Origin of the sequence: Paenibacillus sp. HW567 (assembly GCF_000374185.1) — a bacterium.
GTDB lineage: Bacteria > Bacillota > Bacilli > Paenibacillales > Paenibacillaceae > Paenibacillus_AQ.
In genome coordinates, this window is the sequence record NZ_KB910518.1 from 6106679 (window position 1) to 6122938 (window position 16260).

Genomic DNA, 16260 nt, shown 5'->3' on the forward strand with positions numbered 1-16260 from the left:
CCGGTGGTCGAGCTGGATGCGGCGAGTGCGGAGTCAATGGTTAAGCTCAATTGCATCACCTGCCACGGCGATCAGCTTCAGCGGTGTAGGACCGGATCTCCAGCAAGAAGGCGGCAAGCATGATGCAGAGAGAATCTTCGGTATCGTAACCAAGGGACGCGGGCAAATGCCCTCCTTCAAAGAAAAGCTGAAACCCGAGGAGATTGCGAATGTCGCAGGTGGCTTGCCGAGAAAAAATAGCTTTTTGCACTGCAGACACAAAATGCCCAGCAAGGATGCAGCAGCTCCTATGCGTGGGCATTATTTTATATAATAATTTAAAATAATCTACGCTATCCCTTGGATTAAGTATGCTAACGGGTCTTCTCAAAGGCTTCATTAAATTCATGAGCTTCACGAATATCAAGCGCTGTAATTCCGCATTCCTCATCTGCAGACAGCCGCAGCGTGACGGTCTTGTAATCAATTGTAATATGCGGATGGTGCTCGAAGGCTTCCGATATGGCCGCTACCTCATCCACGAATGCAATGCCCTTCATATATTCACTGAACACGTATTTACGCACCATCTTACTCTTCTCCAGCTTCCAGCCCTCCAGCTTGCCTACCTGCTCCCGCAGCTCTTCCTCCGTAAATTGCAATGTTCTTCCTCCCTTACTTGATTTGCATTAAACAAAACATCCCTCAGCTTATAAAGTCCAAGGGATGCGCCAGGATGAAGGCTTTTTTTCGGTTTAATGTATTCATAAATCCCGGCAAATAGTACTCTGCTCCATCAATTTTACCACGATGCGAAGGCTGCGGGCAAACCACTCTCAGGCTGCAGCCTGTCTCCTAGACCAGAAGGACCGAGGCCAAATCCTCTTCTCCAAGCAGAATGTTAATCCGGTGCGTATCCTTATCGTAGATCACAACACCGCTGCCAACCTCTATAACCGGCTCATTGCCCAGGGCATAGAACAGGTCCTCGGCAAGCGCTTCCCAGACCTCCAGCTTCGATTCCTGCGGCAGCTCCTGCCACTCCTCAGGCTCCATCTCAAAAAATAAATACCCGTCCGAAATCCTTCCTACCGCTTCTGTCAGTTCACTCAAAATTTCGCTGTAATCTCTGCCATGCTTCACACCCACGTCAATCACTCCGTTTTCTCCACAGATGAATAATATTACCCTACTCATTATAGCCGAAAAAATGACTTCACAAAAAAGGGAATGCTGTCGATAAATAAGAATATACGTTATTGGTCAGACAGAGTGTCCCACCGCTGTTCATGGATGATACACGCGGTATAGTCGGATCACTTCCTAATTCTCATGGACGAGGTGCGTAAATGGAAATTTCAACAATACTTGGTTTGATTTTTGGTTTCGTTACAATAGTATGGGGGATGTTTCTTAAAGGCGCGCCGTTAGCTGCCTTGGGAGCACCCGCAGCTTACGTAATCATTCTGTTGGGTACAGCCGCATCAATATTTATGGCTTTCCCCTTCTCTGAAGTCAAGAAAGTCCCTAAATTGTTCAAAATAATATTTGTTAGAAAGAAAATGGTCAGTAAAACGGAACTGATCAGCATGTTCATGGAATGGGCTTCTATTACCCGCCGTGAAGGCTTGCTTGCCCTGGAATCCAAGGTCGATGAAATTGAAGACAATTTCCTTCGAAACGGCATGCGGATGATTATCGACGGTAACGACCAGGAGTTTGTCCGCGATGTACTGATGGAAGATATTCACGCTACAGAGGATCGGCATAAGGCCGGTGCACTGATTTTCTCACAAGCAGGTATGTACGCACCAACGCTTGGCGTGCTCGGGGCCGTTATCGGGCTGATTGCCGCACTTTCCGATATGAGTGCAGTTGAGAAACTGGCTCACGCCATCGGGGGGGCCTTCATTGCCACCATAGTCGGTATCTTTACAGGTTATGTGCTTTGGCATCCAATTTCCACCAAGCTGAAGCGGCTCTCCAAAGGCGAAATTGAGATCAGACTAATGATGGTGGAAGGACTGCTATCTATCCAGTCCGGGGTATCAACCATTGCCATCAACCAGAAGCTTTCCGTCTTCCTTACACCTTCTGAGCGCGCGAAGCTGTCTGACAAGGAGGGGGCTTCGAGTGAGCAAAAAGACTAGACATGAGGAGCACGAAGAGCATGCCGATGAATCCTGGCTATTGCCTTATTCGGATCTAATGACCCTTCTGGTCGCCTTGTTCCTCGCTATGTACGCTATGAGCGCTACAGATGCCAAGAAATTTGAAGAAATGGCCCAGGCCTTCAAATCCGTATTTACCGGTGGAGGCGGAGTGCTTGAATATAAATCAGATGCTCCTACGAATACCCAGCTTGACCAGGGAAAAGAAGAAAAAATGAACAATGTGATGTCCGATAATACCGGAAAAAACGAATTGAACAAGCTCAAGCAGAAAGAGCAAGAGGATCTGGAGAAGCTGAAGAAGCAGTTTGATCAGTATATTAAGAACAATGGGCTGACCGATCTGCTCAGCACCAAGCTGAATCAATCGCAGCTAATGATTACCATCAGCGACAACGCTTTGTTCGCTTCCGGGCAAGCATTCGTTAAGGATGACTCCCGTCAGCTTGCGAAATCCATCTCGAACATGCTGCAGGAATTTCCCGATTATGAAGTGCTGGTACAGGGGCATACGGACAACGTTCCAATCTCCAACAGCAGCTACCCCTCCAACTGGGATCTCAGTGTGGCACGCTCGCTGCAATTCATGAAGATTCTGCTGCTGAATCCCAATTTGAACCCGGTGAAGTTCAGTCCAATCGGATATGGTGAATATCATCCGATTGCTACCAATGCTACACCTGAAGGCCGTGCCAAGAACCGCCGCGTGGAAGTATCCATCCTTCGTAAATATCAGGATGCGACACAAACCACGAACGTTCCCACTTCCGGCAATTAGATTGTTGTACTATCGAACAAAGAGCTGATCTGAAGTGTCTTCTTAAGCATCAGATCAGCTCTTTGTTCTTTGCTTACTGCAGTTGGTAGTTCAGATTAGCTCCCAGCTCCTGCTTCTCCTGCACAGTCAGCTCACGCCACTGCCCTGTTTTCATGGCTCCAAGACGAATATTCATGATCCGAATGCGCTGCAGCCGTCTGACCTCATACCCAAACGCCGTACACATCCGGCGGATTTGCCGGTTCTTGCCTTCTGTGAGAATAATGCGGAAGACCCGCTCGCTCACCCGCGTCACTTCACAGGGCAGCGTGCGCCCGCCGAGTATTTTGACGCCGCTCGACATCCCCGTAATAAAGGCCGGCGTAATAGGGCGGTCTACAGTGACTATATATTCTTTCTCATGCTTGCCTTCCGCCCGCAATATTTTATTGACGATATCCCCATCATTCGTAAGCAGGATTAATCCTTCGGAATCTTTATCCAGCCGGCCGATCGGAAAGATCCGCTCATGATGTCCAACGAAATCGACAATATTGCCCTGAATATGGGCTTCTGTGGTAGACGTGATACCCACAGGCTTATTCAGAGCGATGTATACCACCTTGCTTCCCGTTTCAAGAAGCTTGCCGTCTATTCGCACCTCATCCCCCGTCTCGGCCTGGCTGCCCAGCACAGCACGCTCTCCGTTGATCGTAACCCTGCCGCCTTCCACCAGCTTGTCTGCTTCACGGCGTGAACAGTAACCTGTCTCACTGATGAACTTATTAATCCTCATGTATGTCTTCACTCCGTTCTTCATTCATACTCTGCCCGGGAGCAACCTCGCCAGCCGCAGGCAGCTTAATTGTAACTTCAGCCCCACATCCGTATTCACTGCGGATTTCCATACTGCCTTTATGGGACTGTATAATCCGCTGGCTGACCATCAGCCCGAGTCCGGTTCCCGTCTCCTTGTTGGTGAAGAAGGGCTCACCGAGCTTGGGCAGCATCTCCTCAGGAACGCCTACTCCCTCATCGGAAATCACTATGATTACATAACCGTCAACCGTGTCCTGCTCCAGTGTAATTGTGCCGCCTTCAGGCATAGCTTCAATCGCATTTTTGACGACATTGATGAATACCTGCTTAAGCTGATTCTCCTCACAGTGTACTGTTGCCGGCAGCTTGGAGAACTTGGTCTCGAACTCTATTCCAAATAGATGCGCCTGGCTGCTCAAGAGAGAGACCACATCACCAAGGATGTGCCTAACATCCTTCTGCTGAAAATGAACGGCCTGGGGCTTGGCCAGAATCAAGAATTCACTGACAATAAGATTTATCCGTTCCAGTTCCGAGAGCATAAGCTCAACATGAAGCGGCACCAAAACCTTTTTCTCCTGCTGAAGCTGCAGAAATCCCCGCAGTGTGGTCAGCGGATTTCGGATTTCATGCGCAACCCCGGCGGCAAGCTGCCCAACTGTAGTCAGCTTCTCGGAACGTCTCAGCAGCTCCTCAATCCGGTTCCGTTCCGTCATATCGCGCGATACATGAACAAAGGACTGTGGCTTTCCTTCCTCATCGCGGATAATCGAGGTGCTGACGCTAACTTCAACGAGCGAGCCGTCACGTTTGAGCCTTATCGTCTCCAGTGGAGGCAGAACTGTTCCGTTCTTCAGCTCCTTCAGCCTGGTCTCTTCCTGCTTCTGGGCTGTAGCAGGCACCAGATAAGGCGTCCTGGGTAATTCATCGGTCGCACTCCAGCCGTATAGCTCTTCAAAAGCCCGGTTTGTACTGATAATCCGGCCATCCATATCCATCGTATGAATGGCATCAGAGGTACCGTTGATTACCGACTCCAGACGTTCCTTGACTGCCCGGTTCTCTTCCAGCGTCTGCCCCAGCCGGTTGGTATGCTGCAGCAGATGTGAGGTCATGGCATTAATCCGGTGGGCCAGTTGCCCCAGCTCATCACGGCTGTCTACTTTTAACGGAGTTTCGAACCTGCCTCTGGCCACATCGTTTACCTTTGCCAGTATATCCTTAATCGGCCGGGTAACAATACCCGCCAGAGCATAGCTCACGACAAAAAAGGCTACAAGCAGTATAACTGAAGTGCTGACATTATTGATCAACTGCTTCTTGATGACGGAAGAAATGACCGAATAATCCATAACCACACTGATGACATAATTCTCTGTACCCGCTTGCATAATCGGAATGAAGCTTTTGAGCACTCTTTTACCAAATGCTTGTGTATCCAGTGTGATCGGCTTACCGCCGCTTACCGCCTCCATAACTGCCGCCTTATCCTCTTCCACGTTACCAAAGGTATAGGTGCCATATTTAATGGGACGGGTTCTCAGCTTCTGATTGGCTGCATCGCTTCCATCCGGCTGCATGCTGGGTGAACCAAAGGTTTTAGGATTGATGCCTGTAATTTCCAGAATGCCCGGGTTTACCTCTTTGGACTGCCGGACGATCTCATCTGGATTCATGATTCTAATATAATCACTCACCGCTGTACTGCGAATGTAAGGATCTATAATGTAGTTTCTTGCTTTATCATAATAGTATCCCCACTTCTCAATATACTTCGGATTGGAGGTCGAGTATTCAAACGGTCCGGACCAGAAATTCTCAAAGCTCTCTCCCTGCTCAACCGACACCTCCTGACCCGTAAACAGCTCAAGAAGAGCTACATACCAATAACCCATGCCGTTAGTAGACAGACCAAGCTCACTTGGATCTGACGATTTGGCAACTACTATATCATCATCAGTCTTGACCAGAAGTGAAATATTAGACACACCAAGCTTATGAGTAAGCGCCAGTAGCTGCTCACTCTTCACATTCTTGATATCAGGATCAAGCTCCCTGGAGGCCAGGATAGCAGTCATCCGGAGGTTCTGGGCGATTTGGTGCTGCACATAATTAGAACTGTAACTGCTCTGCTCGACGGCAACGGCAATTTGCTTGGCGGTCATCTTCATGTTGTTTATACTTTCATTTCGAAGATTGCTCCGGGCAGCATGAAGATTAAGGGTAAAGGTAAGCGCCAAAATTAGAAGCACCGAACCAAAAATAATTGCCGATAATTTTATTTTTATGGACAAGCTGTTTTTTCACCTCTTATCCGCTGGTAAATCCTAGCGGAGTGTTCAATAAACATCATACCTTTTGCCCCTCCATTTGAAAAGACATTTCACAGTGCTCTACGCTTCAGGAAATATTGAATTTCACTGACACTTTCTCTACAATAGATAAGAAACCATCCACAGGTTATGCACATATAAACATTTTATCAAATGGCTATGTGTACAACATTGTGCATAAATCGGGCATTATCCACAGAGTTATGCACAGTTTGTTAAGAACGAATATTTGTTCGTTGTACAAGGAAAGATTGCAGAAGGGAAGATGAGTTTGGATAGGATACATACTGAACTGCCACCCGACGAATTGGCGATTCATGAATTTTGGATGAGGGAAGCGATTGCGGAGGCCCAAAAGGCGGAAGCGCTGGGGGAAGTTCCGATTGGTGCAGTTGTTGTCCGCCAGGGTGAAATTATCGGACGCGGCTATAATCTGCGCGAGACGACGATGGATTCGACCGCTCATGCTGAAATGGTGGCCATTCGCGAAGCCAGTACCGCACTCCATTCGTGGCGTCTGCTTGATTGCCAGTTATACGTTACACTGGAGCCATGCCCCATGTGTGCCGGAGCGATGGTCCAGTCCAGGGTACCGCTTACCATATACGGCACCCCTGATCCCAAAGCCGGCTGCGCAGGAACCCTGATGAATCTTCTGGAGGAGCCGCGGTTTAATCACCGTACCGAAATCATTCAAGGAATATTACAAAAGGAATGTGCAGAGCTGCTGACTGCCTTTTTCCGCCGCTTGCGCCAGAAGCCCTCCACGCCTTAATCATTCCACAGCACTGCTATCATAAAAGGGAGGAACCCCCATGCCTATTAAGCTATACAACAATACTCAAGGCATTTATATTTCACTGCTGCAGCTTGAGGATACCGACGAACTACTAAACCTGCGTCTGCGCAATAAAGAACAGCATCAACCATTCGAGCCTCTGCGTGAGGAAGACTACTTCACGCTGGAGAGCCAGCAGCAGCTCATCAGCCAGCGCCTGGAGGACTCTCGTCAGGACAAAGGGTATATGTTCGGTATCTTTCTGCTGGACGGCCAGCTAATCGGCCAGATCACCATTTCTAACGTAGTTCGTGGCGTCGGACAATATGCCGATATTGGGTATTTTATTGATTCTGCGCTACAAGGAAAAGGATACACCAGCGCTGCTGTTGGCCTCATTCTGAAGTTCGCTTTCCGCTCTCTTGCCCTGCACAGAGTGCAAGCCTCCATCCTGCTGCATAACACGGGCTCCCGCAGGGTTCTGGAGAAGAACGGTTTCCAGGCTGAAGGGGTAGCCCGCCGTTTTATTAAGATCAATGGCGAATTTCAGGATCACCGCACCTACGCCATTCTTGCGGAAGATGTCGTGCAACAAGCAGAACCTAATATTCAATAAAAAATCCCGCATGCGTGATAAAAGGTCACACATGCGGGATTTCTGTTACTGTATTTAATTTAATAAGTGCCCAGACTGCTAAACTGCTGCTGCAGTTCTTCCAGAGTTATAACATCCTCGCCTTTAGGAATGCCAATCTTGAAAGTCTGCTTCTCATTAATCTTGCTGTATTGACTGCTCGCGCTAACAGATAAGCCGACATTCTCGCCTTTGTCCGGATCATTGACCTTGAAATCCATCAGCAGATCCTGGTACACAGGATAATTGTCTTTGTTGATCGCTGTGTTGAGATGGAACTGGTTGATTGTCAGATACTTGCCGAGGTCAGCCAAGTCCTTGTCGAACTCCTTGCGGGACTCACTGGACTTAAGCTCTTCCTTGGCTTTGGACAGATCGGCGGCGTCAATATTCAGCATACCCTTGTATTCTTCCTTGCCCAGGATATCTATAATCTTCGGCAGGGCGTTATTCACAAGAACAGTGAGCGCATCTTTGACATTATCATTGGTCACCTTGAACTGAACAACCTGTTCGGCTTCTACGCCTTCCGGCAAACCTGCATCCTTCAATTTGATATCGCTAAAATATTTTGCTTCATCATACTCGCCCATTAATGTGTTCAGCACCTCGTTGGAGAGCTTCTGCATCTTCTGAGTATCCATAGCGGCAGGATTCCAGTCCGTGCCTCCCTGCTCTGCCAGTTCCTTTGGATCAAGCTCTACGAACTTGCCAACAATTGATTCCGGAAGCGGCAAAAATGGAATGGACGGGATTTTGATGTACATCTTCTCCCCTGTCATAACCATAGGAATGTTGAAGGACATCGTCATATCGCCCTTCAAATTCAATACCATCGTTAATTCAGTCTGCAATGGCTCTGCCTGGTATACACCCTCAACTGAAATGTCAGCGTTCTTGAGCATACTGAGCACCTGCGCAGTTGTCGCATCTGTCTCACCACCGGCTGGCGCATCAATCGTCAAATTGTTAATGACTACCTTGCTTTTCATTTCATATGACTTCAGTGTTGTCGCTTTGATAGCGGCGGACTTCAAAGCTTCTTTAGGTGCTTCCTGCTTGTTAGCACAGCCAGGCAAAATTACTGCGGCTGTAAGCAACAAAGCAGCAGCGGATAACCCCCATCTTTTTTTCATTAAAAATCTCCTCTCCCATGTGAAAAAATTCTTTCCCCTCCTAATGATAACCCATTTGGTAATAATGAGAAACCACTTCGTTTAGATTATCATCCAAGAATACGTTTAACCCTGTGGATTATGATGGTCCACATGATTGGCCTGTTTTACCTTTTTAGAGCCGGAGAGCGGTTCAGGTCCAGACGATTTGTGATCATTGCGCCGGCTTTGGCGGGTTTCCCCGGTTCCGGGAACAGGCACACTTTTGGGTTTGCTCATTACGGTTCGCCTCCTATGGATTGGTCAAGTCTTGAAGAGCCTGGGCACATTCATGAATCTGTCTTGTGTACTGCTGCGCCAACTGTTGAATAGCGCCGGCACGTTCATCCATATGGCGCCCATCCTGCTCGACGTCGACCAGATTCACAGCTACCTCACGGCTATCAACATAAGTACAGCGGAAATCAAGGGAATAGGCTTGATGTCCGGCGGCATTAAAATGAATCAGCAGACTGTTACGGTCCGCCTCATCACCCTGTACGCTAAAACTGTCTCCATCCTCCATCAGGGCAGGCAAACGCTCCTGCCACGCATTAACCAGACTTTGCTGATCCATCTGCAGTTGTCGGTCCATTGTTCTTATCAGCCTCCTTCTCTAATACATTGCGGAGAAATGGGGCTTTTTATTCTATGTAGGTTGAACTATAGATTTTCATATGGAGGTCTGGTCGTAACTGCGGGGAATGTTTGGACTTCCGTTCGCTGCCCGCCTGCAGATTTCTTGATTATTACCATTTGTTCAACTGATACTGTTGGCACAGGTTCCATTTGACAATAAAAAAGCCACCCTCCAAGGAAGGCAGCTTCTATCTGTTCGTATTTAGCTTTTAAAGGAATGGCGGAGAGGATGGGATTCGAACCCATGTGGGCTTGCACCCTAACGGTTTTCAAGACCGCCCCGTTATGACCGCTTCGGTACCTCTCCAATGCATCAAAATTTCACAAGCATTAGGATTGTACCATACATTCCAAACAAAAAGCAACTATAATCATTGATTAGTTTTAGAGCTGATCACTTTAACATTCCGCATGTACGGCTGCAGGGCTGTAGGGATCATGACACTGCCATCCTCTTGCTGGTAATTTTCCAGAATGGCTGCTACTGTCCGGCCAACAGCAAGGGCTGAGCCATTCAGCGTATGAACGAATTCAGGCTTGGCCTTAGGCTCCTTGCGGTAACGGATATTTGCCCGGCGTGCCTGAAAATCCTCAGTGTTGGAGCAAGAGGAAATTTCACGGTACATCCCGCATTCCGGCAGCCATACCTCCAGGTCGTACGTCTTGGCCGCGGTAAAGCCCATATCACCTGTGCAGAGCGCGAGCACACGGTACGGCAGCTCCAATAGCTGCAGCACGCGTTCTGCATCTGCTGTCATCTTTTCCAGCTCCTCATAGGAGGTCTCCGGTGTAGTTAGCTTGACTAGCTCTACCTTGTTGAACTGATGCTGGCGAATCAGTCCGCGGGTATCACGCCCCGCCGAGCCCGCTTCAGAACGGAAGCAGGAGCTGTAGGCCACATGGTATTTTGGCAAATCTGCAGCCGTCAGAATCTCTTCACGATAGTAATTCGTAACCGGAACCTCAGCAGTAGGAATAAGATAATATTCAGTATCCCGCAGCTTGAACAGATCCTCTTCGAATTTCGGAAGCTGGCCTGTGCCGTAAAGGCTATCTCTGTTAACAATATACGGCGGCAACATTTCCTCGTAGCTATGCTCCCCGCTGTGAAGATCCATCATGAAGTTAATCAGTGCACGCTCCAGCCGTGCTCCCAACCCTTTATAAAAAGCAAACCGTGAGCCTGTAACCTTGGCAGCGGCTTCAAAATCAATAATATCCAACTGCTGTGCCAGCTCCCAGTGTGATTTCGGCGTGAACCCAAATTCACGCGGCTGTGACCAGCGGCGAACTTCAACATTTTCTTCCTCTGTTTTGCCTACAGGCACAGACTCATGGGGAATATTCGGAATATTCATAGTCAAATCTTCAATTCGGGTCTCAAGCTCACGCACCTCGTCATCCAGCTCTTTGATCCGGTCAGACACAGTACGCATTTCTGTAATCAGGTCATCGGCAGGTTCACCGTTCTTCTTCTTCTTTGCAACCTCACCCGACACAGTATTCCGGCGGTTCTTGAGTCCTTCTGTCTCTTGCAGCAGCTCACGGCGGCGCAGATCCAGATGCGGGAATTCAGCAATCAAATCAAGCGATTTGCCGCGCTTATTAAGCGCCTCTTCTACCTTGGCGTAGTCACTGCGCAATACTTTTACATCTAACACAAAGTTTCCCTCCTGAAAACAATCATAACTCTTTCAAAATGAAAGAGTCAGGATGTTCTTATATGCAATTTTATTGGTTGGCTGCTACGCTATCCTTCACCATATTGGCAAAGTATTGGTGCAGCCTGTGATCATCTGTCAATTCTGGATGAAAAGAAGATACAAGCAGATTGCCCTGGCGTGCAGTCACAATCTCGTCGTTATAGACTGTCAGCACATCGACTTCAGGACCAACCTCGTTGATGAGTGGTGCGCGAATAAACACAGCCCGCACCGGCTCATCAATACCTTTAACCTCAAGATCGCATTCAAAGCTTTCCCGCTGGCGGCCGAAGGCGTTACGAGCAACGGTAATGTCCATCAGCTCCAAATGGCCGGGTTCGCCACCAGCAATACGCTTAGCCAGTACAATCATACCGGCGCATGTCCCAAAAATCGGCTTGCCTTGTCCGGCAAAATCACGTATGGCTTCAATAAAGCCGTACTTCCGCATAAGCTTGCCAATTGTTGTGCTCTCTCCGCCGGGAATGATCAGCCCTTGTACTTCCTCAAGCTGCTCTACACGCTTGATTGGCAGACCTTGCGCTCCAGTCTTCTCTATACTGACAATATGCTCTGTTACGGCGCCCTGAAGCGCCAACACTCCTATCTTCATCCGGACAACCTTCTCTCTATTAACGACCGCGCTCAGACATGCGTTCTGCTGGAGTCAGTGTGGCAATGTCAATTCCCTTCATCGGGGTGCCGAGATTCTTAGACACTTCTGCAATCAATTTGTAATCCGTATAATGAGTTGTTGCTTCAACGATTGCACGGGCAAACTTCTCAGGACTGTCCGATTTAAAAATACCAGAGCCTACGAATACACCGTCTGCACCCAGGTGCATCATTAAAGCAGCATCAGCGGGAGTTGCTACGCCACCAGCAGCAAAGTTGACAACCGGCAATTTGCCCAGCTCATGCACTTCAAGCAGCAGTTCATAAGGAACACCCAATGTCTTAGCTTCATTATATAGTTCGTCAAGTGAAAGATTGGCTACTTTACGGATCTGGCTGTTAATATAGCGCATATGGCGAACAGCTTCCACAATATTGCCTGTTCCCGGTTCACCCTTGGTCCGGATCATGGAAGCCCCTTCGTTAATGCGGCGCAGCGCTTCACCCAGATCTTTTGCCCCGCATACAAACGGAACCGTAAATTCACGTTTATTGATATGGAACACTTCATCAGCGGGAGTAAGCACTTCACTCTCATCTAAATAGTCGACACCCAGTGATTCCAGGACCTTAGCTTCTACGTAATGACCGATACGAGCTTTGGCCATTACTGGTATGCTTACCACCTTGAGAACCTCTTCTACAATTGTGGGATCGGCCATCCGTGCTACACCGCCCGCTGCGCGGATATCAGAAGGTACGCGCTCAAGAGCCATAACGGCTACTGCACCCGCAGCCTCAGCAATTTTAGCCTGCTCTGCATTCATGACGTCCATAATGACGCCGCCCTTTTGCATTTCTGCCATACCTCTTTTAACTCGCGCTGTTCCTGTTTCCATGTCCAAGCCTCCCGACTAATCTTCCTTAATCTAACTAATAATTTTACCGCAAGGCGACAATATATACAACGTATTTACTCGGATTATCTTCTGTTTTCGACTTTTTGCCACCGTTAGAACAAGTTCTTGATTCCTTTGAACAGATCGGCAAAAAATTCTCCGATGGCTCTCATCAGCAGCTTGAACCAGCCGGCCTTCTCAGCCTCTTCTGCAGTGATCAGATTAACGGTCTTCTCCTGAACCTGAGAAATCCCTGCCACCTGGTAAGAGTAAGTAACCTTGCCCACCTTGCTTCCTGCCGGAATTGGCGCAACCAAAGTTGCCGGATCATTGGTTACAACGGTAGTTTTGATTTGCGGCGAAACGGTTCCTTTCGGTACGATAAAGGTAACTCCGGCGTCCGTAACCACGGAAACGTCTTTGTTCTTGCCCTTCAGCACAGGAACTGTCTCATTGCCGGCAAGCACAGCCTTAGGAGCTACAACCTGCTTGACCTCAAAATTATTGAAGCCGAAATCAAGCACCTTCTTCGTCTCAGTGAAACGGTGGGCCTCGGAGTTGGCTCCCATTACAACACTGATCAGCCGCATTCCATTCCTAACGGCAGTACCTGTGAAGTTGTTGCCCGCCTTCGTAGTATGCCCTGTCTTCAGTCCATCAAGGCCTGGATAAGCATACGCCTTAAAGTTAGGAATGTTCTTGTTCGCTTCAAGCATCCAGTTATAATTGATGATCGGTTTTGTATCGCGCTTACGGAATTGGTAGGACTGTATGGTCGTAAAATCCGAGAAATCAGGGTGATCGGTAACAATATATTTGCCGAGAATAGCTGCATCCATAGCGGACATTACGGTTTCACGTTTATCCTTGGGTTGGAACTTCGTAGGCATATCAGCCCGGTCAAGACCGGTTGAGTTAATGAAATAGGCTGTTTTCATACCCATCTTCTGCGCAGTCTCGTTCATTAGAGCCACAAATTGCTGCTCAGATCCAGCTACCTGTTCTGCTAGAGCTACAGTAGCATCATTTGCAGAGCCTACCGCCATCGCGATGTAGAGCTCTTTTACCGTATGTTCATCACCTTTAGCCAGAAAAATGCGCGAACCAATTTGCTTGGAGGCATTCTCTTGCACAATGACCTTCTGATCCCAAGAGAGCTGGCCTTTCTTTACCGCATCCGCAACGAGATACTCCGTCATCATCTTGGTCATACTTGCCGGAGGCAGAGCAACGTCCGCATTCAAAGACATAAGCACCTCACCCGTGGAGGCTTCAATCAATACCGCCGATTTCAAGTTGAGCCCAAGGCTCTCTACCGAAGGAATCTTAACTGCAGTAGTCTTAGGAGTTGTTGCTGCTGCTGTGCCTGACTTAGTCGTAGCCGGTGTCTTCACCGCTTCAGCCAGTACAGAACCTACTGGAAAAGCTAACATATTTAAAAGCAGGCCCACTGCCGCTGTCTTAATCACAAATTGTTTACCGCTGAATTTACGCTTGTGCTTCAATGATTACTACTCTCCTTTTTACCCTCATATTATTGCTTGTTCTATTTTAACACAGGGGTACCTGCAAAAAAAGACAGGCAGGACGAATTCGTCCTGCCTGTCCATGAAATATACGACAGATTACAAGGAATAGTTAGGAGCTTCCTTCGTAATCTGTACATCATGCGGATGGCTCTCACGCAACCCGGCTCCGGTAATCCGGATAAACGTAGTATCGTTGCGCAGCTCTGTCAAATTCTTGGTTCCGCAATACCCCATGCCTGAGCGCAGGCCGCCAATCAACTGATGAACTGTATCAGAAAGACTTCCTTTAAAAGCAACGCGGCCTTCAATGCCTTCTGGAACCAGCTTCTTGTCATCATCCTGGAAGTAGCGGTCTTTACTGCCCTGCTTCATAGCACTCATACTGCCCATACCACGGTACACTTTAAATTTGCGGCCTTGGTAAAGTTCCGATTCCCCCGGACTTTCTTCCGTACCGGCAAACATACTGCCCATCATAACAGCCGATGCTCCAGCAGCTATAGCTTTCGTAATCTCTCCGGAGTATTTAATCCCGCCGTCCGCAATAATTGGGATACCATACTCGCGGGCTACTGTAGCACAATCATAGATGGCTGTAATCTGAGGTACGCCAATACCGGCAATTACACGTGTGGTACAGATCGAACCCGGTCCAATTCCCACCTTAACTACTGAAGCTCCCGCTTCAATCAGCTCTCGGGTTGCATCTCCGGTAGCCACGTTGCCGGCTATAATTGTAAGATCCGGGTACAACCCACGCAATTTGCGGACAGCTTCAATAATATTGATGTGGTGACCATGTGCAGAATCGACAGTAATAAGATCGACTCCGGCCTTTACCAAGGCTTCTGTCCGTTCAAGCATGTCCTTGGAAATCCCAATCGCTGCACCAACCAGCAGACGGCCATGAGCATCCTTGGCACCATTCGGGAATTGAATGGCTTTTTCGATATCTTTTATAGTAATCAGACCCTTGAGAATGTTGTTCTCATCCACCAGCGGCAGCTTCTCAATCTTATGACGCTGCAGAATACCCTCTGCCTCCTGAAGCGTAGTGCCCACGGCAGCAGTGACCAGGTTGTCATGTGTCATTACTTCTTTGATCTGAATATTAAAATCATGAATAAAGCGCAGATCGCGATTCGTTAGAATCCCAACCAGCTTATTGCTTTCATCGACGATAGGCACACCGGAAATACGGTATTTACCCATCAGGACTTCAGCGTCGGATACCAAGTGTTCTGGTGTAAGAGAAAAAGGATTCGTAATAACACCACTTTCGGAGCGCTTCACACGGTCCACCTCTTCCGCCTGCTGCTCCACGGACATATTCTTATGAATAACGCCGATTCCACCCTCACGGGCAATTGCAATCGCCATAGCTGCTTCCGTGACCGTATCCATGCCCGCACTCATCAAAGGAATGTTCAGCTTTACATTTTTGCTTAGTACCGTGGCCAGGTCTACTTCCTTCGGCAGTACCTCGGATTTACGGGGCACCAGCAGCACATCATCAAAAGTTAATCCTTCTTTGCCAAACTTATCTTCCCACACCTGGGTCATTCCTCCTCAGTATATAAACGTTATTCTAACTGCCCGCAAACTTTATGATGAAGAAACTAAGGTTCAAGTCCATACCAGACAGACACCGGTAAAGACCTGAAAGCTAGACCAATTCGTATCTTCAATTAAGGTTTGAGATGCTTGTCCAAAAATATATTATTGCCATCTTAGCAAAGGGCTTTTGGCCTGTCAAGAATATTACATCATCTGAGATAGTATTCGGAAAACGGACACCCGGTAAGCGAATTCTTGGACGAAAGTCCGTATAGAGTGGACAATGCTACAATCTACATCCATGATTTAACACTGCCCGAAGAATCGAAAAAGCACGTAATTACAACAAAAAAGCCATTGTCGATGGCTCAACAATGGCTTCATGCTGCTTGGCGGCGTCCTACTCTCCCAGGACCCTTCGGTCCAAGTACCATCGGCGCTGGAGGGCTTAACGGTCGTGTTCGGGATGGGTACGCGTGGAACCCCTCCGCTATCGCCACCAAACGGGCACTTGCGGTGCAAATGCTTGATTCAGGAACTTGATTCCTGAAAACTGAATCCGAAACGAAACCTGCGTTTTAGTTCTTTGGATAAGCCCTCGACCGATTAGTATTGGTCAGCTCCACACGTTGCCGTGCTTCCACCTCCAACCTATCTACCTCGTCGTCTTCAAGGGGTCTTACTTGCTGGGAA

At 48.2% G+C, this 16260-nt stretch carries 17 protein-coding genes, 1 tRNA gene and 1 rRNA gene; 5 read left to right on the top strand and 14 right to left on the bottom strand.

The window, feature by feature from the left end:
* Positions 1-25: 25 nt before the first annotated feature.
* Complete coding sequence (locus B212_RS32575) at positions 26-313, top strand: c-type cytochrome (protein ID WP_051128188.1); 288 nt, start codon at positions 26-28, stop codon at positions 311-313.
* Between the two features lie 40 nt (positions 314-353).
* Here B212_RS32575 and B212_RS0127150 read toward each other — a convergent pair whose 3' ends face one another.
* Together B212_RS0127150 and B212_RS0127155 are read right to left on the bottom strand one after the other, a co-directional pair.
* Entirely contained in the window at positions 354-641 is a 288-nt protein-coding gene (locus B212_RS0127150) for a 4a-hydroxytetrahydrobiopterin dehydratase (RefSeq protein WP_019914427.1), read from the bottom strand.
* Between the two features lie 193 nt (positions 642-834).
* The gene (locus B212_RS0127155; RefSeq protein ID WP_028531061.1) at positions 835-1128 is read right to left on the bottom strand and encodes a hypothetical protein; all 294 of its coding nucleotides are present in this window, start codon (positions 1126-1128) and stop codon (positions 835-837) included.
* A 200-nt stretch (positions 1129-1328) separates the two neighbouring features.
* Between B212_RS0127155 and motA the strand changes: the two genes are divergently transcribed.
* Positions 1329-2129, top strand: coding sequence for a flagellar motor stator protein MotA (motA, locus tag B212_RS0127160; RefSeq protein WP_028531062.1), 801 nt, complete (start codon positions 1329-1331; stop codon positions 2127-2129).
* On the top strand, positions 2113-2928 hold the full coding sequence (gene motB, locus B212_RS0127165) for a flagellar motor protein MotB (RefSeq protein ID WP_019914430.1): 816 nt from the start codon (positions 2113-2115) through the stop codon (positions 2926-2928). The genes motA and motB overlap by 17 nt, the downstream gene beginning before the upstream one ends.
* Positions 2929-3001: 73 nt before the next feature.
* On the opposite strand, the gene rluF is transcribed toward motB, so the two are convergent.
* Entirely contained in the window at positions 3002-3703 is a 702-nt protein-coding gene (gene rluF / locus B212_RS0127170; RefSeq protein ID WP_019914432.1) for a 23S rRNA pseudouridine(2604) synthase RluF, read from the bottom strand.
* A complete protein-coding gene (locus tag B212_RS0127175) occupies positions 3693-6020 on the bottom strand; it encodes an ATP-binding protein (RefSeq protein WP_019914433.1) in 2328 nt (775 codons plus the stop codon). The genes rluF and B212_RS0127175 overlap by 11 nt, the downstream gene beginning before the upstream one ends.
* Before the next feature lie 304 nt (positions 6021-6324).
* On the opposite strand from B212_RS0127175, the gene tadA reads away from it, so the two are divergent.
* Positions 6325-6834 (top strand): tRNA adenosine(34) deaminase TadA, encoded by a 510-nt coding sequence (tadA, locus tag B212_RS0127180; RefSeq protein WP_036668555.1) that lies wholly within the window; start codon positions 6325-6327, stop codon positions 6832-6834.
* 40 nt (positions 6835-6874) lie between these two features.
* A complete protein-coding gene (locus B212_RS0127185; RefSeq protein WP_019914436.1) occupies positions 6875-7453 on the top strand; it encodes a GNAT family N-acetyltransferase in 579 nt (192 codons plus the stop codon).
* A gap of 59 nt (positions 7454-7512) precedes the next feature.
* Here the strand turns inward: B212_RS0127185 and B212_RS0127190 are convergent, their stop codons facing one another.
* The 10 genes from B212_RS0127190 to rrf form a co-directional block, all read right to left on the bottom strand.
* Positions 7513-8607, bottom strand: coding sequence for a DUF6612 family protein (locus tag B212_RS0127190; protein WP_019914437.1), 1095 nt, complete (start codon positions 8605-8607; stop codon positions 7513-7515).
* 105 nt (positions 8608-8712) lie between these two features.
* Positions 8713-8865: a small acid-soluble spore protein P gene (locus B212_RS0127195; protein ID WP_019914438.1), complete on the bottom strand. Its 153-nt coding sequence runs from the start codon at positions 8863-8865 to the stop codon at positions 8713-8715.
* 13 nt (positions 8866-8878) lie between these two features.
* The gene (locus B212_RS0127200; protein WP_019914439.1) at positions 8879-9220 is read right to left on the bottom strand and encodes a hypothetical protein; all 342 of its coding nucleotides are present in this window, start codon (positions 9218-9220) and stop codon (positions 8879-8881) included.
* 262 nt (positions 9221-9482) lie between these two features.
* A tRNA-Ser gene (locus B212_RS0127210) sits at positions 9483-9571 on the bottom strand.
* Positions 9572-9635: 64 nt separating this feature from the next.
* Positions 9636-10925 carry a serine--tRNA ligase gene (gene serS, locus B212_RS0127215; RefSeq protein ID WP_019914440.1) on the bottom strand — a complete coding sequence of 430 codons (1290 nt, stop codon included), beginning with the start codon at positions 10923-10925 and terminating at the stop codon, positions 9636-9638.
* 70 nt (positions 10926-10995) lie between these two features.
* Complete coding sequence (pdxT, locus tag B212_RS0127220; RefSeq protein ID WP_019914441.1) at positions 10996-11580, bottom strand: pyridoxal 5'-phosphate synthase glutaminase subunit PdxT; 585 nt, start codon at positions 11578-11580, stop codon at positions 10996-10998.
* A 19-nt stretch (positions 11581-11599) separates the two neighbouring features.
* Positions 11600-12481 (bottom strand): pyridoxal 5'-phosphate synthase lyase subunit PdxS, encoded by an 882-nt coding sequence (pdxS, locus tag B212_RS0127225; protein ID WP_019914442.1) that lies wholly within the window; start codon positions 12479-12481, stop codon positions 11600-11602.
* A gap of 113 nt (positions 12482-12594) precedes the next feature.
* Entirely contained in the window at positions 12595-13986 is a 1392-nt protein-coding gene (locus tag B212_RS0127230) for a D-alanyl-D-alanine carboxypeptidase family protein (protein WP_019914443.1), read from the bottom strand.
* Positions 13987-14106: 120 nt separating this feature from the next.
* Entirely contained in the window at positions 14107-15564 is a 1458-nt protein-coding gene (gene guaB, locus B212_RS0127235; RefSeq protein ID WP_028531065.1) for an IMP dehydrogenase, read from the bottom strand.
* 390 nt (positions 15565-15954) lie between these two features.
* A 5S ribosomal RNA gene (gene rrf, locus B212_RS0127240) occupies positions 15955-16071 on the bottom strand.
* Between the last annotated feature and the right edge of the window lie 189 nt (positions 16072-16260).